This window comes from Variovorax sp. UC122_21 (assembly GCF_044056785.1).
Classification (GTDB): Bacteria; Pseudomonadota; Gammaproteobacteria; order Burkholderiales; family Burkholderiaceae_C; genus Variovorax.
In genome coordinates, this window is the sequence record NZ_CP172003.1 from 2,142,066 (window position 1) to 2,164,395 (window position 22,330).

The 22,330-nt window shown below is 70.3% G+C and carries 17 protein-coding genes and 4 pseudogenes; 8 read left to right on the plus strand and 13 right to left on the minus strand.

Annotated features, from left to right (window positions below):
* Window positions 1-13: 13 nt before the first annotated feature.
* The 12 genes and pseudogenes from ACHMXE_RS10900 to ACHMXE_RS10955 form a co-directional block, all read right to left on the minus strand.
* A complete protein-coding gene (locus ACHMXE_RS10900) occupies window positions 14-883 on the minus strand; it encodes an amino acid ABC transporter ATP-binding protein (protein WP_395345979.1) in 870 nt (289 codons plus the stop codon).
* Complete coding sequence (locus ACHMXE_RS10905; protein WP_395345980.1) at window positions 870-1,706, minus strand: amino acid ABC transporter permease; 837 nt, start codon at window positions 1,704-1,706, stop codon at window positions 870-872. The genes ACHMXE_RS10900 and ACHMXE_RS10905 overlap by 14 nt, the downstream gene beginning before the upstream one ends.
* Entirely contained in the window at window positions 1,696-2,442 is a 747-nt protein-coding gene (locus tag ACHMXE_RS10910; RefSeq protein ID WP_395345981.1) for an amino acid ABC transporter permease, read from the minus strand. The genes ACHMXE_RS10905 and ACHMXE_RS10910 overlap by 11 nt, the downstream gene beginning before the upstream one ends.
* Before the next feature lie 135 nt (window positions 2,443-2,577).
* Entirely contained in the window at window positions 2,578-3,432 is an 855-nt protein-coding gene (locus tag ACHMXE_RS10915; protein WP_203207492.1) for a transporter substrate-binding domain-containing protein, read from the minus strand.
* Between the two features lie 70 nt (window positions 3,433-3,502).
* Window positions 3,503-5,204, minus strand: a pseudogene (locus tag ACHMXE_RS10920) (rhodanese-like domain-containing protein).
* A gap of 84 nt (window positions 5,205-5,288) precedes the next feature.
* On the minus strand, window positions 5,289-6,197 hold the full coding sequence (locus ACHMXE_RS10925) for an SDR family NAD(P)-dependent oxidoreductase (RefSeq protein ID WP_395345982.1): 909 nt from the start codon (window positions 6,195-6,197) through the stop codon (window positions 5,289-5,291).
* Complete coding sequence (locus tag ACHMXE_RS10930; protein WP_395345983.1) at window positions 6,194-7,279, minus strand: ABC transporter substrate-binding protein; 1,086 nt, start codon at window positions 7,277-7,279, stop codon at window positions 6,194-6,196. Before ACHMXE_RS10930 ends, ACHMXE_RS10925 begins: the two co-directional genes overlap by 4 nt.
* Before the next feature lie 24 nt (window positions 7,280-7,303).
* Window positions 7,304-8,934: pseudogene (locus ACHMXE_RS10935) on the minus strand (ABC transporter substrate-binding protein).
* Window positions 8,935-8,936: 2 nt separating this feature from the next.
* The gene (locus ACHMXE_RS10940; protein ID WP_395347348.1) at window positions 8,937-10,571 is read right to left on the minus strand and encodes an ABC transporter substrate-binding protein; all 1,635 of its coding nucleotides are present in this window, start codon (window positions 10,569-10,571) and stop codon (window positions 8,937-8,939) included.
* Complete coding sequence (locus ACHMXE_RS10945; protein WP_395347349.1) at window positions 10,568-12,127, minus strand: amidase; 1,560 nt, start codon at window positions 12,125-12,127, stop codon at window positions 10,568-10,570. Before ACHMXE_RS10945 ends, ACHMXE_RS10940 begins: the two co-directional genes overlap by 4 nt.
* 400 nt (window positions 12,128-12,527) lie before the next feature.
* Window positions 12,528-13,310 (minus strand): annotated as a pseudogene (locus tag ACHMXE_RS10950) (ABC transporter substrate-binding protein); the annotation flags it as partial.
* 5 nt (window positions 13,311-13,315) lie between these two features.
* A complete protein-coding gene (locus ACHMXE_RS10955) occupies window positions 13,316-13,762 on the minus strand; it encodes an ABC transporter substrate-binding protein (protein WP_395345984.1) in 447 nt (148 codons plus the stop codon).
* 219 nt (window positions 13,763-13,981) lie between these two features.
* Here ACHMXE_RS10955 and ACHMXE_RS10960 point away from each other — a divergent pair, with 219 nt between their 5' ends.
* Window positions 13,982-15,217, plus strand: coding sequence for an acyl-CoA dehydrogenase family protein (locus tag ACHMXE_RS10960; protein ID WP_395345985.1), 1,236 nt, complete (start codon window positions 13,982-13,984; stop codon window positions 15,215-15,217).
* Between the two features lie 14 nt (window positions 15,218-15,231).
* On the opposite strand, the gene arr is transcribed toward ACHMXE_RS10960, so the two are convergent.
* Window positions 15,232-15,648 carry an NAD(+)--rifampin ADP-ribosyltransferase gene (gene arr, locus ACHMXE_RS10965; protein WP_395345986.1) on the minus strand — a complete coding sequence of 139 codons (417 nt, stop codon included), beginning with the start codon at window positions 15,646-15,648 and terminating at the stop codon, window positions 15,232-15,234.
* 210 nt (window positions 15,649-15,858) lie between these two features.
* On the opposite strand from arr, the gene ACHMXE_RS10970 reads away from it, so the two are divergent.
* The 7 genes and pseudogenes from ACHMXE_RS10970 to ACHMXE_RS11000 all read left to right on the plus strand — a co-directional run bounded on the left by ACHMXE_RS10970 (window position 15,859) and on the right by ACHMXE_RS11000 (window position 22,168).
* Entirely contained in the window at window positions 15,859-16,341 is a 483-nt protein-coding gene (locus ACHMXE_RS10970; protein ID WP_395345987.1) for a hypothetical protein, read from the plus strand.
* A 91-nt stretch (window positions 16,342-16,432) separates the two neighbouring features.
* A pseudogene (locus ACHMXE_RS10975) lies at window positions 16,433-17,091 on the plus strand (SIMPL domain-containing protein).
* 11 nt (window positions 17,092-17,102) lie between these two features.
* Window positions 17,103-17,519 carry a hypothetical protein gene (locus tag ACHMXE_RS10980; protein WP_395345988.1) on the plus strand — a complete coding sequence of 139 codons (417 nt, stop codon included), beginning with the start codon at window positions 17,103-17,105 and terminating at the stop codon, window positions 17,517-17,519.
* A gap of 143 nt (window positions 17,520-17,662) precedes the next feature.
* On the plus strand, window positions 17,663-18,847 hold the full coding sequence (locus tag ACHMXE_RS10985) for an LLM class flavin-dependent oxidoreductase (RefSeq protein WP_395345989.1): 1,185 nt from the start codon (window positions 17,663-17,665) through the stop codon (window positions 18,845-18,847).
* Between the two features lie 61 nt (window positions 18,848-18,908).
* On the plus strand, window positions 18,909-19,934 hold the full coding sequence (locus ACHMXE_RS10990; protein WP_395347350.1) for an aldo/keto reductase: 1,026 nt from the start codon (window positions 18,909-18,911) through the stop codon (window positions 19,932-19,934).
* Window positions 19,931-21,169, plus strand: coding sequence for an SfnB family sulfur acquisition oxidoreductase (locus ACHMXE_RS10995; protein WP_395345990.1), 1,239 nt, complete (start codon window positions 19,931-19,933; stop codon window positions 21,167-21,169). The genes ACHMXE_RS10990 and ACHMXE_RS10995 overlap by 4 nt, the downstream gene beginning before the upstream one ends.
* Window positions 21,170-21,202: 33 nt before the next feature.
* Window positions 21,203-22,168, plus strand: coding sequence for an aliphatic sulfonate ABC transporter substrate-binding protein (locus ACHMXE_RS11000; protein ID WP_395345991.1), 966 nt, complete (start codon window positions 21,203-21,205; stop codon window positions 22,166-22,168).
* Window positions 22,169-22,330: the final 162 nt, after the last annotated feature.

Genomic DNA, 22,330 nt, shown 5'->3' on the forward strand with positions numbered 1-22,330 from the left:
GAGCCTCGGTGGGTCAGAGGGCGAAGCGCAGCCGGTCGAAGGGCGGCGTTTCGGGGAAGGGGGCGGGCCGGCGCGCGGGCACGCTGTCGTCCGACGGGTCGCGCGCGCCGTCGCCGAGCGCGCGATGCAGGAACGCGCGTGTGCGATCGCTCGCGGGCGCGCGGAAGACGCGCGCGGGCGGGCCGTGCTCGACGATCACGCCGGCCTCGGTGAAGTAGACGGTGTCGCTGATCTCCTCGGCGAAGCGCATCTCGTGCGTCACCAGCACGCAGGTCAGGCCCTCGCGCACCAGGTCGCGGATCACGGTCAGCACCTCGCCCACGGTCTCGGGGTCGAGCGCCGAGGTCACCTCGTCGAACAGCATCAGCTCGGGCCGCATCGCGAGCGCGCGCGCGATCGCCACGCGCTGCTGCTGGCCGCCCGAGAGCTCGCCCGGATAGGCCGCGGCCTTGTGCGAGAGCCGCACCTTGTCGAGCAGCTCGCGCGCCTCGCGCTCGGCGGCGGCGCGCTCGCGGCCGGCCACGCGCGTGGGGGCGATCACGAGGTTCTCGAGCACCGTGAGGTGCGGGAACAGGTTGTACTGCTGGAACACGAAGCCCACGCGCTTGCGCAGCGCGATGAACTCGGCCTCGGCGCGCAGCGCGTCCACGCGCGTGTCGCCGACGCGGATCTCGCCGCGCTGCGGGCGCAACAGACCGGTGATGCAGCGCAGGATGGTCGACTTGCCCGAGCCCGAGGGCCCGATGATCGATACCGCCTGGCCGCGCTGCACCTCGAGCGAGATGCCGCGCAGCACCGCGTTGGCGCCGAAGGCGAGCTCCACGTTGCGCAGGGCGACCAGGGGCGTGTTGGAAATGGAGGATGCGGTCTCAGTGGCGGGCATGGCGGCGTTCCAGCGCGCGCGTGGCGCGGGCGATCGGGTAGCAGTAGGCGAAGAACACGGCGAGCAGCGTGAAATAGACCAGCACCGTGAAGTCGGTGCGCGCCACCGTGTTGCTCGCGACCTGGGCCGCGTCGACCACGTCGTGCGCGCCGACCAGCGAGGACAGCGCGGTGCTCATCGTGATGCTCGCGTAGAGGTTCATCCACGGCGGCAGCATGCGGCGCAGGCACTGCGGCAGCACGATCAGCCGGAAGATCTCGCCGCGGCGGAAGGCCAGCGACTGCGCCGCCTCCCATTGCGCGCTCGGGATCGACTGGATCGCGCCGCGGAAGATCTCGGCCACCACCGCGCTGGTGGGCAGCGCGAGGCCCAGCACCACCTTGAGCCAGTCGGGGAAGGGCACGGTCCAGGCCACCAGCCGCAGCTCGAACGGAAACACGTAGGTGGTGAAATAGATCAGCACCAGCACCGGTGCGTTGCGGAAGAACTGCACGTACCAGCGCGTGGCCCCGCGCACCGGCGCGAACGGCGAGAACGACAGCGCGCCCACCAGCAGGCCCACGGCGGTGCCGATGGCCATCGCGAGCACGCTGATCTGGACGTTGGTGAGCAGGCCCAGCAGCAGCGTGGGCGACCATTGCCACAGGTGGCGCAGCGCGACGGGCGTGGTGCCGGTGGCGCTCCAGGCCGCGACCAGCAGCAGCACGGCGGCCAGCGCGGCGAGCCAGGGATGGCGGCGCGGATCGAGGTGCGCGACGAGGCTGGTACCGGCTTCGGCGCCGAGCGGGGGAGCGGCCGGTGCCGCGGCGATCTCACTGGCCATAGCCGGGCATCCGCCAGCGCGTCTCGAGCCAGCGCCCGGCCAGGCTCACGAGCCAGGTCAGCAGGCCGAAGTACAGCAGGATCAACAGCAGCAGCTCGAGCACGTTGTCGCGCTGCGTCCAGATCATGATCGACTCGTAGGTCACGTCGCCCACGGCGATGGCCGAGGCCACCGCGGTCATCTTCACCAGGTCGACCAGGTTGTTGACCAGCGAGGGCAGCGCGAAGCGCAGCGCCAGCGGCAGCTCGACGCGCCACAGCAGCTGGCGCTGCGAGAAGCCCAGCGAGCGCGCGGCCTCGAGCGTGACGCGCGGCACCGCCTCGATGCCCGCGCGCAGCGCCTCGGCATGGAACACGCCCTTGTGCAGCGCCACCACGATCACCACCCAAACGAAGGGCGTCAGCGGATTGCCGCCCAGGCCCTGGAGCTGCTGCGTGATCAGCATGTTGAGCACGAGGAAGGCGCAATAGAGCTGCACCAGCGTGGGCGTGTTGCGCGTGAGCTCCACGAAGGCGCGCGCCGGCAACGCGACCCAGCGCCGCGGCGAGGTCAGCGCGGCCGCGATCGCCACGCCGGCCGCGAGGCTGCAGGGCACGGTCAGCACGCAGAGCTCGAAGGTGACGAGCAGCCCGCGCAGGAAGGCCTGGCGCTCGCCCGCGTCGAGCACGAAGGCGTAGTTGAGGCCCAGGGTCTTGAGCGCGGCCACGGCCTGCGCGAGCAGTCCGGCGTCGTTCATGGCTGGCGCGCCGACGATGGCGTGTCGGTGGAGGAGCGTGGCTTCATGGCGCGAACGGAAAGGGCCGGGCGCGGCGCCGGTTCAAGGGCGCCGCTCACGGCGAACGGAAGGATGCGATGCGGCCGGGCCGTGGGTTCAGGGTGCGGCGCGCAGCTTGGCCTGCAGTTCGGGCAGCAGCGGCTGCGGCGGCTCGATGCCGTTGCGCTTCTCGGTCTCGATCAGCCAGCCGCTGCGGTGCCACTGCTTGACCACCTTGTCGACGGCGGCGATGGTGTCGGCCTCGCCCTTGCGGGCCCAGACCACCGAGGGCGCGGGCAGGATCTCGTCGCGGATCGGCGCGGCGTAGGCGGCCCATTCGGGATTGCTGCGCAGCAGCGGCTGGATCAGCGTGGCGTCGTGCACGGCGGCCACGCAGTTGCCGCCGCGCAGCGCCAGCAGCGATTCCTGCGCGGTCTTGAAGCCGCGCACCTGGGCGCCGTACTGTTCCTGCAGCGGCTTCACGAAGCTGCTGCCCTGCGAGGCGCACACGGTCTTGCCGCGCAGGTCCTCCCACTTGGCGATGCCGCTGGTCTTGAGCACGGCGGCCGTGCCGCCCACGCGGTAGAAGGGCGTCGGCGCATAGCCGAGGATCTCGCCGCGGTCGGCGTTGTATTCCATCGAGGCGATCAGCAGGTCGACCTTGCCCGACTGCAGGAACTGCACCCGGTTGGCCGGCTGCACCTGCACCAGCTCGACCTCGGCGCCGAGCTGCTTGGCGAGGTCGCGCGCGAGGTCGGGGTTCCAGCCCACGAGCTGCTGGGTGGCTGGGTCGATCGAGCCGAAGGGCCCGCCGTTGACCACCACGCCGATCGCGACCTTGCCGCGCTGCTTGATGCGGTCGAGCGTGGCGTCGGCATGGGCCGCGCCGGCGAGGCCGAGCAGGGTGGCGAGCGCCGCGGCGGCGAATCGGGAGGAAGAGGGGGAGAAACGCGAACGCGGACGGGAAGTCATCGAATGAAAGGGGCGAAGCAGGGCAGGCGGCGATCTTCCGAGGCCGCGCCTGCCGTCGCAACGAAGGCCTTCAACTATCGATATGCGCTTTTCCGTGCAAGCCTCGGGTCGCTTCGCCGTGCGGCCGGAACACGGCCAGCTCGTCGCTCGCGCATTGCGCGATCAGGCCCAGCTCCCAGTCGAGGTAGCGGCGCGCCGCCTCGAGGTTGCCGTCGTGCCGGTCGTGCACGAAGAACAGGTAGTCGATGGCCTCGGCATCGCCGGGCGACGCGGGCGTGGCCTCGACGCCGTGGCCCGCGGCCGCGAGCGCCTCGTGCGTGGTCCAGGTGGGCGCGGGCCAGCCGGCATCGCGCAGGTCGGCGGCGGCGAGCCGTGCCACCAGCGCGTCGGGCGCGATCAGCAGCAGCGGACGGCGCGTGTCGCCGCCGGCGGCGGTGCGCGCATCGGCCAGCAGGCGCGGGCGGATCGACCAGCGCGCGCCGCGCACATGGGCCTGGCGGTAGGCCGGCGACGGGCGCAGGTCGAGCAGCACCGTGCCCTCGGGCAGCGCGGCCAGTCGTTCGGCCGAGGCCGAAGCGGGCACCGGACCCAGCGCCGGCGCCGCGCCCTCGGGCACGCGCAGCCCGCTCGCGAGGCCGCCTTCGACCAGCGCGGCCTCGAGGCCCAGCCGGCGCAGCCATAGCGCGATGACCGGCGCGCGCACGCCATCGTCGTCGAGCACCAGCACGCGCGCATGCCGCACGCCGATCTGCAGGTCGGTGGCCTGCAGCAACTGGCCGCCCGGCGCATGGCGCGCGCCGGGCAGGCTGCCGGCCGCGAATTCCTCGGCCGTGCGCACGTCGAACACGAAGGCGGTGCGGCTGGCGTCGTCGAGCCAGGCCTGCGCCGCGGCACGCGACAGCACCGGCACGCCGAAGCGCCGCGCGGCGGCCTCGGCACTGGCGCGCGCGGCTTCGCGCTGCGCCGCATCGGGCGCGGCCGGCAGCGCGCGGCGGCTGCCGCGTTCGAGCTCGAGGCCGGCCAGCGCCCAGCCCTGGGTGCCGTTCTCGAGCGCGAACACCGGGTTGGGGCACGCCGAGGTCGCGCAGGATCTGCGCGCCGACGATGCTGCGGGTGCGGCCCGCGCAGTGCACCACGATCGGCGTGCGCTCGTCGCTCACCTGGGTGCGCCAGCGCAGCGCCAGTTCGCCGTTGGGCACGGGAATGGCGCCTGGCAGCGTCATCTTGCGATGTTCCTCGAGCGTGCGGCCGTCGAGCAGCACGAAGGGCTCGGCCTCGCGCTGCCAGCGCGCCAGCGTGGGCGCGTCGATGTGCGGCACCTTGAAGGCATGCTCCGCGACCTCGCCGAAGGTCTTCGAAGGCAGGTTCACGCCCTTGAACAGCGTGCGGCCCGCGCCTTCCCAGGCCGGCGCGCCGCCGGCCAGCACCGAGACGCCGGACCAGCCGAGCGCGGCCAGCCGCACGGCCGCGCGCCGGGCCAGCGCATCGCCGTCGATGCCGTCGTCGAACAGCACGGTGCGGGTCGCGCGGCGCGGCACCAGCCGCGCCACCTCGGGCTCGAGCCGGCTGTAGGCCGCATGCACCGCGAAGAAGGGATGGCCCTCGCCGTACTGGCCGTGCTCGCGGATGTCGAGCAGCGCGAGCTCGTCGCCGTCCTGCAGCCAGCGCTGCAGGGTGGCTGCATCGATGGCGGGCACGCGTTCGGGGGAGGAAGAGGAGAAGGAGGGCGCCGCGCCGGTGGCGGGCGCCGCGGAATCGGCGAGTGAGGACATGGGATGGGGACGGTGAAAACCGGCGGCACCTTAGCGGCCGCCGTCGCGCGCGACTACGAAGCCTTCCGCATAAGCAAATGCGGTTCAGGCCGCGAGCGATTCGGCCACGAAATCCTCGATGCGTCGTGGTGGCCGGCCCAGCACGCGTTCCACCGTGTCGGTGACGGTGGCCGCCTCGCCGGCGCCGATCAGCGCGGCGAACTGCGCATGCACCTGCGCGATGTAGGGCGAGGGCGCCTGGGCCTGGCGCGCCGCGAGTTCCTGCGGCGACAGCGGTTCGGCCACCACCGGCCGGCCGCTGAGGCCGGCGGCGATGCGCGCGAGCTCGCCATGGTCGACGGCGCGCGCGCCGGTCAGCACCCAGGGGCCGGGCGGCGCGTCGTCCGCGTCGTTCAGCAGCGCCTCGACCGCCACGTCGGCGATGTCGCGCGCGTCGATGTAGGCCACGCGCGGCAGGCCCGGCGGCGCGTGCAGCACATCGCCCGCGGCCAGCTCGGCCGCCAGCCGCGCGAGCACCACCTGCGTCCAGGCATTGGGGCGCAGCACGCGGTGTGCGATGCCGGATGCGGCGAGCGCGGCCTCGATGCGCGCATGCGCGTCGCCCGACAGCGACCGGCCCGGCGGCTCGATGGTCCAGTGCGAGCCCGAGAGCTTGACGATGCGGCGCACGCCGGCCTCGGCCGCGGCCTCGATGGCCGCAATCTGCTGCGCGGCCAGCGCGGGCACGATCGGCGACAGCAGGAACAGGTGCGAGACGCCCTCGAAGGCGCGCCGGAGCGAGGCCCGGTCCTCGAGGTCGCCCACCGCCACCTCGAAGGGTGCGCGCTCGTGCCGGCTCTGGTCGGCCAGCGCCGCGGCATTCGCCACCTGCCGCGTGAAGGCGCGCACCACCGCGCCGCGCTCGCGCAGCCGCGGCACCAGCAGGCGGCCGAGTCGGCCGGTGGCACCGGTCACGAGGATGCGCGGCGCCGGGTTGGAGTTCGCGGCGCTCATGCGGCGGCGAGCACCGCGGCTTCGGGCGCGGCCGCCTTGCCGGCACGCAACGCGCGCAAGGGCTCGGCATCGACCCACTCGCCGAGGTCGAAGTCGCCCGGCAGGAAGCCCCACTGCAGCAGGAAGTCCTTGAAATGCCCGATCGCCTCGACCAGCGGCGCGTCGAGACCGATGCCCAGGTGCCGGTGCACCTCGGGCCCGTTCGAGGCCAGCACCGCCTCCTCGCTGGTGGCGATCTCGCGCGCCACGAAGCGCACCGTCTCGTCGGGATGCTGCTCGGCCCAGCGGCCCGCGCGCTCCACCACCTCGAGCAGGCGCAGCACCAGGTCGGGCCGCCGCTCGGACAGCGCCGCGTCGACCGTCAGCACGCGCGGCGTGCCGTTGTTGATGCGGATCTTCGGATCGGGATGGCTGCCGAACTCGGACACCACCTGGGCGCCGATCAGGTTCGCGACCACCAGGCCCTCGGCGCCCTTGACGAAGATCGCGTCGACCTCGCCGCGCACCAGCGCCTCGACCTCGCGGAAATAGGGATGGCGCCGGCGCAGCCCGAACAGGCTGGGCTCGCCCTGCGCGAGGATCACCGACTCCTCGATCGGCAGCTGCACCAGCGTGAGGTCCTCGGTCGTGAGGCCGGCCAGCGACAGCGCCGACACCACGCCCTTGAGCGCGGTGGCGCGGTGGAAGTCGATCAGGTCGTTGACGCGGTGCGGCACCGCGAAGCGCCGGCCCGCGAGCTGTTCGATCGACGCGATGCCGCGCCCCGGCAGGGTCACGATGGCCTGGAACTCGTCGGTCCAGGTGATCGCCACCAGCCGCGTGGCGCGGCCGTTGGCGCGGGCCCAGATCGGCGGGATGTTGCCGCCCTGGCGGAAGGACCAGGCCAGGTGGTGGTCGAAGTGGCTCTCGCGGATGCTGCGGTCCTTCGAGTCGATGATCGATTCGATCGCGATGCCTTCCTCGGCGAAGGTCTGGGCGAGCCAGCCCTGGCGCGCGGCGATGCCCAGCGGCGAGGGCACGGGGCAGCGCGTGTACCAGAGCACGTCGGGGCGGTCGGTGGTGTCGGTGGTGGCGGTGGTCATGGAGAGGTTTCCTTTCACTGTCGATCAGGTGCCGATCCACGCACCGGCCAGGTTGCCGGCGATGCCGTCGGCGCTGACCGTGTGGCCGCGCACGCGGCGGTCGGCGATGGTGTAGTTGTCGAGCGCGAGCAGCGTGATGTCGGGCAGGTCGCGCACGATGTGGCGCTGGAACTCGGCGAAGGCCTGGCGCCGGCGCGCCTCGTCGGTCTCGATGGCGGCCGCCTCGAGCAGCCGGTCGACCTCGGGGTTGTTGTAGCCCGAGCCGTTGGAGAACGGCAGGCCCTTCTTGAAGTTCTTCGACCAGTACAGGCGCTGGATGCCCACGGTGGGGTCGAAGGTGTTGCTCATCACGCTCACGTGCAGGTCGAAGGCGCGGTCGGCATAGATGCGGCGCACGTAGGTCGCGAAGTCGGTCGCGTTGATCGTGACCTCGATGCCGATGCGCCCGAGGCTCTGCTTCAGGTACTCGGCGGTGCGCTGGCCGCCCTCGTTGGGAATGGGCGTCAGCGCGAGCTTGAGCCGCAGGTTGGGGCCGGCCTTGCCGCGCGCGAGGCCCGCCGCGTCGAGCAAGGCCTCGGCCTGCTTCGGATCGTGCGGCAGCACCGGCAGGTCGGGCACGTAGAACTTCGCGAGCGCCGGATGCACCGGCCCCGGGATCAGCCGGCCCTGGCCGTACCACACGGTCTTCTGCACCACCTGCCGGTTGATCGCGTGCGCGATCGCCTGGCGCACGCGCAGGTCCTGCAGCGCGGGGTTCTCGAGGTTGAACTCCACGCGCGAGACGTTGTTGATGTACTGGTAGCCGTTCGGCTCGAACACCAGGTTCGGCCTGGCGCGCAGCCGCTCCACGTCGCCCAGCGGCACCGGCGTGCCCGGGCTCAGGTGCACCTCGCCCTTCTCGATCGCGGCCGCGCGCGCGGCGGCGTCGGGGATGAAGCGCACGATCAGCCGGTCGACGTAGGCCTGGGGTTGTCCCAGTAGTCGGGGTTGCGCTCGTAGCTCACGTGGCTGCCGCGCACCCATTCCTTGAAGACGAAGGGGCCGGTGCCCACGGGCGCGTTGTTGGCCGGGTTGGCATCGGCCTTGCCGTTCTCGTAGAGGTGCTTCGGCACGATCGGCGACTCGGCCGCCGACAGCGCGGTGATCAGGTAGGGCACCGGCTTCGACAGCACCAGGATCGCGGTGTGCGCATCGGGCGTGCGCACCTCCGACACGCTCGAGAAGGTGGCGCGCCCGCGCGGGTGGTATTGCTTGAGCAGGCCGATCGAATGCGCGACGTCGGCCGAGGTGAAGGGCCGGCCGTCGTGCCACTTCACGCCGCGGCGCAGGGTGAAGCTGTACTGCAGCCCGTCGGCGCTCACGCTCCAGGCGGTCGCGAGCTGCGGCTGCGGCGAGAGGTCGAAGCCGTAGCTCAGCAGGCCCTCGGTGGTCTTGGCCGAGATCAGCACCGAAGCGCCGGCCGAATGCGCGATGGTGGTGAGCGTGGGCGGCTCGGGATCGATCAGCACGGTCAGCGTGCCGCCGCGCACCGGCGTGCCCGCGTCGCGGCCCTGCGCGAGCGCGGACACCGCCGCGAACGGCGAGGCCAGGCCCGCGAGCCCGAGTCCCGCGCCGGCCTGAAGCCAGGCGCGGCGCTCCATGTTCCAGTCCTGCATGCTCATCCCTTGAGGTGAAGATCGGCGAAGTTGCCCGACAGGCCCTCGGCGCCGACCGTGTGGCCGCCGATGCGGCGATTCGCCACCGTGACCTGGGCCACCGCCACCAGGCCGATGGTCGGCAGCTCGCGTGCGATCACGCGCTGGAACTCGGCGTAGAGCGCGCGCCGCTTCGCGGCATCGTTCTCCACCGCCGCCGCCTCGAGCAGCCGGTCGACCTCGGGGTTGTCGTAGTGCGCGCCGTTCGAAAAGGGCACGCCCGGGCGGAAGTTCTTCGACCAGTAGAAGCGCTGGATGCCGACCGCGGGGTCGAACATCTGGCTCATGCCCTGGTTGTTGAAGTCGAAGTCGCGGTCGGTGTAGACGCGCTTGATGTAGGCGCCGAACTCCTGCGTGCGCACCGTCACGTCGATGCCCACGCGCGCGAGCGCCTGGCGGATGTACTGGCCCACGCGGTTGCCCCCGCCGTCGAACACGTCGTGGCTCACGCGAAAGCGCACGCCGTCGGCGCCGCGCGCAAAGCCGGCCTCGTCGAGCAGCGCCTCGGCGCGCTTGCGGTCGAAACCCGGCACGCCTGCCGCGGGCTCGTAGAAGGCGCGCAGCACCGGCGAGATCGGGCCCGGCGCGGCCAGGCCGTAGCCGTACCACACGGTCTTGAGGATCACCTCGCGGTCCATCGCATGCGCCACCGCCTGGCGCACCTTGGCGTGGCGGAAGTAGGGGTTGTCGAGGTTGAACTCGATGCGCGTGGTCGAGTTGTTGAAGTACTCGTTGCCGCGCGTGTCCAGGCTCAGGTGCGGCAGCGCCTTGAGCCGATCGAGGTCGGGGATCGGCACCGGTGTCGCGCCGGCCAGGTCGACCGTGCCGCTCTCGAGCGCGGCCGCGGCCGCCGCGGGGTCGGGCACGAAGCGCACCACCAGCCGGTCGACGTAGGGCTTGCCGGCATCCCAGTAGTCGGGATTGCGCTCGTAGATGATGTGGCTGCCGCGCTGCCACTCCTTGAACACGAACGGTCCGGTGCCGATCGGTGCGTTGTTGGCCGGATGGCTCGCGAGGTCGCGGCCTTCGTAGACATGGCGCGGCACGATCGGCGACTCGGCGGCCGCCAGCGCGGTCAGCAGGAAGGGCGCGGGCTTGCTGAGCACCAGCACCGCGGTGTGGGCATCGGGCGTGCGCACCTCGCTGACGCTCGCGAAGGTGACGCGCCCGCGCGGATGCGACTGCTTGAGCGCGAGGATCGAGAAGGCCACGTCGGCCGAGGTGAAGGGACGGCCGTCGTGCCACTTCACGCCGCGGCGCAGCCTGAAGGTGTATTGCAGGCCATCGGGCTGCACTTCCCAGGCCACGGCGAGTTGCGGACGCGGGCGCAGGTCGAAGTCGTAGCTCAGCAGGCCCTCGACCGCCTTCGGCGACACCAGGAAGGTGCCGGCCGCGGAGTTGACCAGTCCCACCAGCGTGGGCGGCTCGAGCGCGGTGAGCAGGGTGACGACGCTGCCGGGCTTATGGCGCGGCGCGGTGTCCGGCTCGGTATGGGGCGCGGCATTGGCCGCGGCGGCCGGCACCGCGGCCAGCGCGAGCGGCAGCCCCGCGAGCCGCCGGTGGAAATGCCGGCGGCTGATCGGCGGCGTCGGTGTCATGCGGCGGGCGCGGTCGGGGCGGCAGGCGTCGCGGGCGTCGCCACGGCCACGTTGTCCTCGTAGCCCGGCGGCGCGATGAAGCCGCCATAGGCCTCCTCGAGCAACCGCGCGAAGGCGATGGTGGTGCGGTCCTCGAGGTAGGCGCCGACCGCCTGCGCGCTCACCGGCAGGCCCTCGTCGTCGAGCCCGATCGGGAAGCTGGTGGCCGGCAGGCCCGGCAGCACCGGCAGCCCGGCCCAGGCGAACAGGTCGAGGAAGCGCACCTCGCGCGTGCCGTCCTCGAAGGCCACGGGATAGGTGCGCGCATCCTTGGGCTCGTCGTGGTTGTGGCGGAAGGCCGGCAGCGGCGCCACCGGCGTCACCACCACGTCGAACTGCGCGAAGAAGCGTTCCCACTGGTGGCGCAGCGCCACGCGCGCCTCGTGGTCCTGCAGCCACTGGCTGTGGCGCAGCGTGGAGGCGCGCAGCCAGGCCGCGTCGGCGCTGTCGTCCTCGGGCGAGAGTGCTTCCAGCCGCTGCTGCGCGGCCTCGCTGAGCGCCGGCGGCGCGGCCAGCGAGGAGCCCAGCAGGCTGCGGTAGACGCGGTGCGAGCGCACCAGGTCGGGCAGCAGACCCGGCGGCAGGTCGGCCGGCCGGCTCACCTGCACGCCCTGCGTGCGAAGCCGGTCGACCACGCGCTCGCTCACCTGGCGCTCGTGCACGCTGCGCTCGCTGCCGGGCCACTGGTCGATCACCAGCACGCGGAAATCGGACAGCCGCGCATGGCGTGCCGGCGGCAGGCTCGCCTTCCAGCCCTTGGCCAGCAGCGGGTCGCGGTTGATCAGCAGGCCGAGGGCGAGCTCCAGATCGGACGCCGTGCGCGCGAGCGGCCCGGCCACCACCAGGTCGCGCTCGGCATGGCGGCCCGAGGGCACGCCGGTGCCGCGCAGCGCCACCAGGCCCGCGGTCGGCTTGTGGCCGTACACGCCGTTGAAGTGCGCGGGAATGCGGATCGAGCCGCCGATGTCGGTGCCGATCTCCAGCGCCACGTAGCCCGCGGCCAGCGCCGCGGCCGAGCCGCCCGAGGATCCGCCCGGCGTGCGCGCCGGGTCCCAGGGGTTGTTGCTGATGCCGTAGACCGCGTTGTAGCTCTGCAGGTCGGCCAGGCCCAGCGGCACGTTGCTCTTGCCGACGATCACCGCGCCGGCCTCGCGCAGCGCGGCCACCGCGAGCGAGTCCTCGCGCGCCACGTTGTCGGCGAAGGCCGGGTTGCCGCTGCTCGTGACCAGGCCCGCCACGTCGAAGGATTCCTTCACCGTGACCGGCACGCCCAGCAGCGGCCGGCGCTCGCCGCGCGCGAGCGCCGCATCGGCCTCGCGTGCCGCGGCGCGGGCGCGCTCGTCGTCGCGCACGGGCACCGCGTTGATCGCGCCGTCGAAGCGGTCGATGCGCGCGAGCAGGTGCTCGAGCAGCGCCACCGCGCTGACGCGGCCCTCGGCCAGCGCGCGGGCCTGTTCGCCGGCGCTCGCGAAACTCAGCGCGTGCAGTTGGTCGTTCGTGATGTCCTGGAGGCTCATGGCGTTCCGTCCGTCTCTGTCTTTTCTGTCTTACTTGCGGGGTTCGATCCAGGCATCGGCGAAGTCGCCGGCCGTCAGGTCGATGCTGTTGTTGAGTGCGTGCACGCGGGTGCTGTAGACCTGCAGCGCCGGAATGCACCGTGACCAGCGGCACCACCGGCAGTTCGCGGCCCACGATCTGCTGGATCTGGCGGAACTGGGTCGCGCGCTTCGCGCCGTCGAGCTCGACCGCGGCCTGGCGGAACAGCTCGTCGACCTGCGGGTTGTCGTAGTGCGAGGCATTGATCCAGATCAGCGGATTGCGCACCCCGTCGCCCCAGTAGATGCGCTGCACGCCCACCGTCGGATCGAACAGCCGGCCCAGGCCGTTGAGGTTGATGTCGAAGTCGCGCGTGCTGTAGACGCGCTTGAGGAAGGTCGGCAGGTCGCCGTCGACGATCTCGACCTTGACGCCGATGCGCGAGAAGGCCGCGCGCAGGTAGTCGCTGGTGCGCTTGAATTCCGCGCCCGGGATGTAGCTCAGCCGCAGCGAGAAGCGCGTGCCGCCCGCGCCGCGCGGCTGGCCGGCCTCGTCGAGCAGGCGGTTGGCCGCGGTCACGTCGAAGGGATAGCGGAAGGTGCTGTCGTCGTAGTAGTCGGCCAGCACGCGCGGGATCGGCGAGTTCACCACTTCCACGCGCTTGTAGTAGATGGTGTCGCGGATGAAGTTGCGGTCGATCGCCTGCGCGATCGCATGCCGCACCTTCGGGTTCGCGAGCACCGGGTTCTCCAGGTTGAACTCGAGGAACGAGGCGTTGTTGAGGAAGGCGTCGTAGGTGGCGTCGACCTTGAGCTTCGGGTTCTTCTCGAGCCGTTCGAGGTCGGCCAGGCCCACGCCGAGCGCCGCGTCGACCTCGCCGGTCTCGACCGCGGTGGAGATCGCGGCCGGATCGCGCACGAACTTCACGATCACGCGGTCGAGGTGCGGATAGCCCTTGCGCCAGTAGTTCGGATTCTTCTTGAGCACCAGGTGGCTGCCGCGCACCCACTGGTCGAACACGAAGGGACCGGTGCCCACCGGTGCCGTGACGTTGGGATTGCCCAGCGGCTCGCCGTCGGCGTAGCGGTGCGAGGGCACGATGGGCAGTTCGGCCGAAGACAGCGACTTCAGCAGGAAGGGCGCGGGCTTCGACAGCACGATCACCGCGGTCAGCGGATCGGCGCGTCGACGCGTTCCACGTTCGCGAGCGTGATGCGCCCGCGCGGTCCCTGCTTCTTCTGCGTGAGGATCGAATAGCGCACGTCCTCCGCGCTGAAGTCGCGGCCGTCGTGCCACTTCACGCCGGGGCGCAGCTTGAAGGTGTACTTCAGGCCATCGGCGCTGACCTGCCACGACGTGGCGAGCAGCGGCTGCGCGCGGAACTGCGCGTCGTAGCGCAGCAGGCCCTCGGTGATCTTCGCACTGATGTTGCGGTTGTCGGTCTTGGTGTCGAGGAAGGACACCAGCGAGGTCGGCTCCTGCGATACCGCGATGGTCAGCGTGCCGCCGTCGATGGGTTGGGGGGAGGGTGCGGTACCCTGCGCGAAGGCGCCCGGGAGCGCGGCGGCCACTGCCGCGGCGAGGGCGACGCGCAGTGCCCATCGATCGAATTTCATTCTCTGACTGGTTAGCGGTTGGGCCGCCGATGGTCTGGATATCCCCGCGAAATCCAAGCGCGCGCTTAGCATCTTTTCGCGTTTGGAAATGCGCCGTGCTCCACGCGATCCGGGCCCGTTCCCCATTGCAGGAATGCGAGTTTTCTTATGCGGGAAACGGCCATGCCGCGCGCCCATACTGCGTTCATCCTCGACCGCTCGCTGCCCGCACACTCACCGATGAACGCACCCGACCGCGCCGCGCTGGCGCCCGACCTCCAGACCCTGCTCGATCGCCTGCCCGCGCTGGCAGCCGCCATTGCACAAGGCGCCTCGCAGCGCGAACGCGACCGCGTGCTGCCCTTCGAGGCCTTCGCGCTGTTCCGCGCCTCGGGCCTCGGCGCGCTGCGCGTGCCGCCCGAGCGCGGCGGTCCCGGCGGCTCGGTCGAGGACCTGATCGAGGTGGTCGCGACGCTCGCCGCCGCCGACTCCAACGTCGCGCATGCGCTGCGCATCCACTACAACGCGATCGAGCTCTGGACCACCGCGCCACCCGATGCGAACAGCGAGCTGCAGCTGGCGCGCGTGCGCGAGGGCGCACTGTTCGGCGGCGCCTTCACCGAGCTCGGCACGCCCAAGTCGGGTACCGTGACCACCGCGCTCGAGCGCGACGGCGATCGCCTGGTGCTCAATGGCCGCAAGTACTACGCCACCGGCACCGCCTTCTCGGACTACGCGAGCATCGCGGTGCGCGACCCCGAGGGCCGCGACGTTGCCATCGTCGTGCCCACCCGGCGCGAAGGCCTGCACGTGATAGACGACTGGGACGGCATGGGCCAGCGCCTGACCGCGAGCGGCAGCCTGGAGTTCGAGGGCCTCGAGGTGCATGCCGACGAGTTGGTGTACGGCAGCCCCAAGACCCTGCAGCGCCGCCATGCATCGTCACTGCGCCAGCTCTACCTGGTGGCCGTGGCCGCCGGCATCGTGCGCAACATCTTTGCCGACGCACTCGACTACGTGCGCCACCATGCGCGGCCGGCCGCGCACAGCCCGGCCGACAGCGCGGCGCAGGACCACTTCACGCAATGGGTGGTCGGCGACCTCGCGACCGCCACGCATGCGGTCGATGCGCTGGTCGCGGACAACGCGCGGCGCCTCGATCGCTCGGCGCAGGCGCTGCGGCACGATGCCGCAACGGACCAGGAGAGCGAACGCACGCGCCAGCTCGTGCTCGAAGGCGCGCTCGCCACCGCGAAGACCCAGCTCGCGGTGAGCCGCATCGCGCTGCAGGCGGCCGAGCGGATCTTCGAGGCCGGTGGCGCCTCCGCCACCTCGCGCCGCCACAACTTCGACCGCCACTGGCGCAACCTGCGCACCATCTTCAATCACAACCCGCTGCAGCAGAAGGCACGCGTGATCGGCGACCACCATCTGAACGGCACGACCACGCATCTCGAAGAGGGAAAAGTATTCTGACAAGGTGGGGGCGTTCAGTCCTCGATTGCCTCGATGCCCGCGCGCCTGAGTTCCTCCAGGCGCTCGCGCATCGCCTGCAGCTGCTCGGGCGCATGGCCCTGCCAATCCTTCACCTCGCCCGTGATCCGCAGCGGCTGCCGCGTGCGGTAGGACTTCGTCGGGTTACCGGGGAATTTCTTGTCGGTCAGGTTGGGGTCGTCCTCGATGGCGCCGGTCGGCTCCACCACGTAGATCCGGCCACGGCCCTCGCCGACGGCCAACTCGGCGCCCCAGGTCGCGGCCTCGAGCGTGGCGCTCAGGTACACATACGCCGCCTTCCTGCGCTGGCCGTAGTTGGAGCTGTAGCCGGCCTCGATCAGGTCGCCCAGGTTCAGGTCGGCCTTGGTGCCGTGGTAGTAGGGCGGTGGGGTGGGGGTGTGGGTGGGTGGCATGCGGTGTCTTCCTGAGCGTGGGTTGCAGTGAGGCGCTTCTGCGAGCGCCTGCGCGGGAAGATAGCGAAGTTTCGCGGACTCGCGACTACGGATTTCCGGGAACGGGGCGGTAGCCTCGATTGGCAAGGTAGCTTCGCGATGCCGGGACGTCCGCATCCCGACCTAAGATGCAAACGACTGTCCGTCGAGAACAACCGGAGATCGGAATCCATGAGCATCACCGTCCTCACGATCCCCGTCACGGAATGGGCCCGGATGCATCCCGAGATGTTCTTCCGCGATGGGAAGGCCACCGCGCGCAACATCGTCGAGCAGCTGGTCGACGGCGCGCGAGTCCTCGGCGCCCCGAGCGTGGAGGATGTCTCCTTCAAGGAGTGGTGGATCGTTGCGGCTCAGGAGGACTGGTTTCCCAATGCACGGTTTCCACTTCCTCCGGACTTCAGGTTCGGCGAGATCATCGTCTTCCCCGAGCAAGGGCAGAACTGCACGCGTCCGGAGTTCGTTGTGGCGGCCTTCGCGCGGGATGTCATCGTCATGGGGGCGAAGGGCGATCCGGTTATTCTGGGAACGGTCTCCTCCACGGATGAGATCCACTGCTTTCTGGCTCGGACAAAGAGCTGGCGACGCGTCATTGCCTTTCGAGGCATTCGGCTGGAGCCCCCTCACGAACAGCCGACCAGCAGCAGCGACTGACCGATCCGGCCCGATGAGATCTTGCGGATGCAAGCGCGGGCCACAGGCTTCTTCATTCCAGGCAAAGCCATTGAATTTCTAGGAGGACCCCATGTTTGAAAACCGAAGCTCCAGAGCACCGAATACCGAACATCTCACCGTCATTGGCGAGGCCAAGCTGGAGTTCGTTCCCAGCATCGTGGAAATCGGGGTCGCCATCTCCAGAATCGACGAAACGGCGGCACAGGCAAAGGCGAATGTCGATGCGAGAGCGTCGCGAGTGATCAGTCTCGCCAGGGACGCAGGCATCGTGACATCGGAAATTCGAGCCTCCGATCTTCGATCTCGCCGCATCGAGAGTACCGAAACGGCGAGTATCACCACAAGGGCTTCGCGGTCGAATTGCGGGTCGATCTCAAGCTGAGGGATCTCGGTCGTTTCAACACACTGATCGGAAAGCTCGTGGAGATTCCCGTCGACAGGATCGTGAAAATCGATCGAAAGCTGCAAGACGAGTCGGCTGCGCACCAGGCTGCACTTTCCGCAGCCATCGAAGATGCCAAGGGCAAGGCGGAAACCATTGCCCGGCAGTTCGGTGTCCGATTGGGTGGCGTCTTTTCCGTGCTTGCCTTGCCGAAAGTGGAGCAATTTCACATCGGAGGTGCCGCGGCTCGCGCCCGCGAGGAGGACGCCACCTTCGAACCCGGAACGCTCGAAGTGGAAGGCCAGATCGAAGTGACCTTCTATCTCGCCAAGAGCGGCCCGAACTGAACTGCCTCGGCATGCAAGTGAAGGGCAGGTTGCGCCGCGTGATCCGCAACGGATACGAACGCGTGCTCGAAGTCGTTGCCGACGGTTCGAAGATCTATTGGATCGGTGCCCTGGCCCAAGAGGATGGCAACCCCGCAGCCGAGCGCTTCGTGGAGGGGAGCGCCTGCGACCTCCATATCCAGGTGCTGTATGTCCATAGCGTCCTTCCGCAAGGGCCGTCGGCCGGACCCACTCTCGAGCAGTCGATCGACCAGTCGCCCCATTGCACCATCACCGGTACGGTGTGCAGCCTCGCCGGGCCTTTCGGCTTCTTCTGTTCGATCCACGAGAACGAGCCGGCCGTGCGCGTGGAGCTCGAGAGGATTCATGCGTTGAGCGTGGGGCAGCGCGTCGCCTTCGCCGGCGAGCTGGCCGTCATCGACGATTGAACCGGCTCCGCCAGCGCTGATCATCGCGCCGGTCAACGCGGCGGCGCGCCATTGCGCCTCCCTGCATGTCGATATGCGAATTACGGGCGTGCCATTCCCGCCCCTGCTGGCCAGAATCCGCGCCAGCAGAAAGCAATCCTCCAATGTCCCTGTCACACCGACCCGGTGCCATCGCCGGATGGGAGCGCTTCGTCGCACCGACCGAATTCGCCGCCAGCCCGATCTCCCGCGCCTTCGAGCAGCCGGTGCTGCTGGGCCTGTTCCTGCCGATCCAGGCCGGGGGCTGGAGCGCGTCGACCTTGCCGCGCACCACCGACTGGCGCTTCGACTACAACCGCGACCTGGTGCTGCAGGCCGAGCGACTGGGCTTCGACCTGGTGTTCGCGCTCTCGCAATGGCTGCCCAAGGGCGGCTACGGCGGGGTGTTCAACGGCAACGCGCTGGACTCCTTCATGACGACGGCCGCGCTTACCGCGGTGACGCAGCGCATCATGCTGATCTCGACCATCCACGTGCTCTACGGGCCGTTGCATCCGCTGCACCTGGCCAAGTACGCTGCCACGCTCGACCACATCTCGGGCGGGCGCTGGGGCATCAACGTGGTGACCGGGCATCGCGCGGTCGAGCACGAGATGTTCGGCTCGCAGCGCATCGAGCACGACCGGCGCTACGAACTCGCGGCCGAGTTCCTCGAGGCGGTGCAGCGGCTGTGGGCCGACACCGAGAACTGGTCGTTCAAGGGCGAGTCGCTGTGGAAGCTGGACGGTGCCTTCGTGTCGCCCAAGCCGCGCTTCGGGCGGCCCGTGCTGGTGAACGCGACCGGCTCCGACGCCGGCATCGAGTTCGCGGCGCGCTATTCCGACATCGTCTTCATCACCAGCCCGGCCGGCTCGAGCTTCCCGAGCGCGATCGAGGCGCTGCCGGCGCACACGGCGCGCGTGAAGCAGGCCGCGCGCGACGTGGGCCGCGAGGTGCGCACGCTGCTCAATCCCATGGTCATCAGCCGCGCGACCGAGAAGGAGACCTGGGCCTACCACGATGCGATCGTGGCGCATGCCGACGTCGATCCGCAGGCCAGCTTCAACCGCTTCGACAGTGACGCTCATGCCTGGCGCGGCCGGGTCGGCAACGACGCCGCCAAGCGGCGTGCCATCGGCGGCAACATCGAAGTGATCGGCACGCCCGAGCAGGTGGTCGAGCAGTTCGTGCAGCTCAAGCGCGCGGGTGTCGACGGCCTGCAGCTGAGCTTCTACGACTTCAAGCCCGATCTCGAATTCTTCGGCGACCGCATCCTGCCGCTGATGAAGCAGGCCGGGCTGCGCTTCTGATTCCGGCGCGTCACGCGCGCCGTCTCTTCCTACCTCTCTTCTTCCTTCTCCCATGAGCACCATCGACTACCGGCCGCTCGGCCGCAGCGGCATCCTCGTCTCGCCGCTGACCCTCGGCACCATGATGTTCGGCGGCCAGACCGACCGCGCGACCTCGCAACGCATTGCCGACCGCGCGCGCGAGCAGGGCGTGAACTTCATCGACACCGCCAATGCCTACAACCAGGGCCAATCGGAGACGGTGGTCGGCGAACTGATCGCGCCGAACCGGCAGCACTGGGTGCTGGCGACCAAGTTCGCCAATGCCGATCCCGACATCGAAGGACCGAACAACCGCAGCACCGGCCGCCACGGCATCGTGCGCTCGGTCGAGGCCAGCCTGAAGCGCCTGGGCACCGACCACATCGACCTGCTGTACCTGCACCGCGAGGACCGCCAGACACCGGTGGAAGAAACCGTGCGTGCACTCGGCGACCTGATCCGCGCGGGCAAGCTGCGCAGCTGGGGCCTGTCGAACCACAGCGCCTGGAAGATCGCAGAGTTCGCGCGCACCGCCGATGCGCTCAATGTCGACCGGCCAGTGGCGACGCAGCCGCTCTACAACCTCGCGAACCGGCAGATCGAGGCCGAGCACCTGCCCGCGGCCGAGTACTACGGGCTCGGCGTGGTGCCGTACAGCCCGCTCGCGCGCGGCGTGCTCACGGCCAAGTACCGGCCCGGCGAGGCGCCGCCGCCCGGCACGCGCGCGGGCCGCGACGACAAGCGCATCCTGCAGACCGAATGGCGCCCCGAATCGCTGGAGATCGCGCAGCGCGTGAAGGAGCACGTGGAAGGCCGCGGCATCACGCCGGGCCAGTTCGCGCTGGCCTGGGTGCTCAACAACCGGCTCGTGACCTCGGCCATTGCCGGGCCGCGCACGCTCGAGCAGTGGGAAGACTACGTGCCCGCGCTGCAGTACCGCTTCACCGACGCGGACGAAGCGCTTGTCGATGGCCTCGTGACCACCGGCCATTCGTCGCGCCCGGGCTTCAACGATCCCAGCCACCCGTTCTTCGGCCGCAAGCCGCGGCATCGCGCGGTGCCATGAGCGCGCTGGCCGCATCGATCGAGGTCCAGAGCGGTCTGCCGCGGACCGCGCGGCGCGTCGAGCCGGCGCAGCGGCTGCGCTCCGACGCCGAGGTGCTCGAAGCCGCGCAGCGCGTGGCCAAATCGCTGGCCGAAGGCGCGGCCGCGCGCGACAGCCAGCGCCTGCTGCCCGAGCGCGAACTCGACCAGGTCTCGGGCGCCGGCCTGTGGGCCATGAACCTGCCGCGCGCCCACGGTGGCGCGGCCGTGTCGTATGCCACCGTGGCGCGGGTGTTCGCGATCCTGTCGGCGGCCGATGCCTCGATCGGCCAGGTCCAGCAGAACCACAACAGCGCCGTGTTCTGGCTCTCGACCATCGGCAGCGAGGCGCAGAAGGCCTTCTTCCTCGGCGAGATCCTGCGCGGCTGCCGCTTCGGCAATGCCAACGTCGATGCGCCGCGCGACGGCGCCGTGCAGCCGTTGCAGATCGAGCGCACGCCCCGAGGCTGGCTGCTGCGCGGCGAGAAGATCTACGCCACCGGCGCGCTGTTCGCGCACTACGTGTCGGCCATCGGCCTGAACGCGGCCGGCGAGAAGACGGTGGCGATCATTCCGGCGGGCACGCCGGGCCTGACGATCGAGGACGACTGGCAGAGCTTCGGCCAGCGCACCACCGCGAGCGGCCGCGTGCGGCTCGACGACGTGCTGCTGCCCGATCTCTGCGTGCTGCCGATCCACCGCGCCTACAGCGAGCAGCCGATGGGCGCGGTCTCGCAGATCAGCCATGTGGGCATCGACCTCGGCATCGCGCAGGCCGCGCTCGACGACACGGTGCGCTTCCTGCGTGAGCATGCATCGATCGCGCAGCCGGCCGGCGCGCCGCGCGCGATCGTCGATGCGCTGGTGATCGCGCAGGTCGGCGAGATCCAGATCCGCCTGCATGCGGCCGAGGCGATGACGCAGCGCGCGGGCCTCGCGCTCGACGAGGCCATCGCCCGGCCCGACCGCGAACGCCGCGCCGCGGCCTCGCTCGCGGTGGCCGAGGCCAAGGTGCTGACCTCGGAGATCGCGCTGCATGCCTCGAGCAAGCTGTTCGAACTCTGCGGCACGCGCGCGGCGCAGGCGCCCCATGCCTTCGACCGCCACTGGCGTAACGCGCGCGTGCACACCCTGCACGACCCGGTGCGCCACAAGTTCACCGTGGTCGGCGATCACCTGCTCAACGGCATCCTGCCCGAGAGCGCGGGTGCGCTGTGACCCTGGCCCTCTTTCGCTGAATCGACCCACGCCATGCTGACCCGCCGCCAATTCACCTTCGCAGCGGGCGCCGCCTCGCTGGCCGCCGCTCCTTCCGCCTGGAGCGCCGCCACCGGCTTCAAGGGATCGACCCTGACGCTCGGCTACCAGAAGACCGGCATTCCGCTGGTGGCGCGGCAGCTCAAGGTGTTCGAGAAGCGCTTCGAGCCGCTGGGCATCCGCATCGAATGGGCCGAGTTCACCTCGGGCCTCAACCTGCTGCAGGCCATGGACACCGGCGACGTCGCCTTCGGCAATGCGGGCAACGTGGGCTGCATCTTCCTGCAGGCCTCGGGCGGGCGCGTGGCCTATGTCGCGGCGCAGCCTTCGACGCCGCGCTCCGAAGGCATCCTCGTGAAGGAGGATTCGCCGATCCGAAGCATCGCCGACCTGCGGGGCCGCCGCATCGGCTATGCCAAGGGATCGAGTTCGCACAACCTGGTGGCGGCCGCGCTCGAGCGCCAGGGGCTGGACATCAAGGCCGTGACCAGCATCGGCCTGGGCGCGGCCGATGCGGCCTTCGCCTTCGATGGCGGCGACATCGATGCCTGGGCCATCTGGGACCCGTACTTCACCATCGCGCGCCGCCGCAACAAGACGCGCGTGATCGCCTGGCAGGGCGACGTGCTCGAGGACAGCGCCTCGTTCCTGCTCGCCAACACCGGCTTCGCCAAGGCCTGGCCCGCCCATGTGAAGGCGCTGATCGATGGATCGGCCGAGGCCGGCCGCTGGGCCAGGACCAACCCCGCCGAGGTCGCGAAGTCGGTTGCGGCCGCCACCGGCATGCCGCTGGACGTGGTGACCGAGGTCAACGCCAATGCGGGCTTCGACGTGGTGCCGCTGTCGAACGCGATCCTCGCCTCGCAGCAGCGCACGGCCGACAGGCTGTTCAAGCTCGGTGTGCTGCCGAAGTCGGTCGCGGTGCGCGAGGCGGTCTGGGACAACGCGGATCGCGGCTGAGCTTCGCCGAACAGGCGCACAGGATCGCGCGTCGATGAAGCCGGTCAATTGCTCGAATATTAATTAAAAGAACGGCAATTCAGATCAATTGCGACTGATTCCATGGCCTTTCTAAAAGGCATGTGAATTGCTTCTCCGCGCGGTCCGCAATGGCGAGATGCG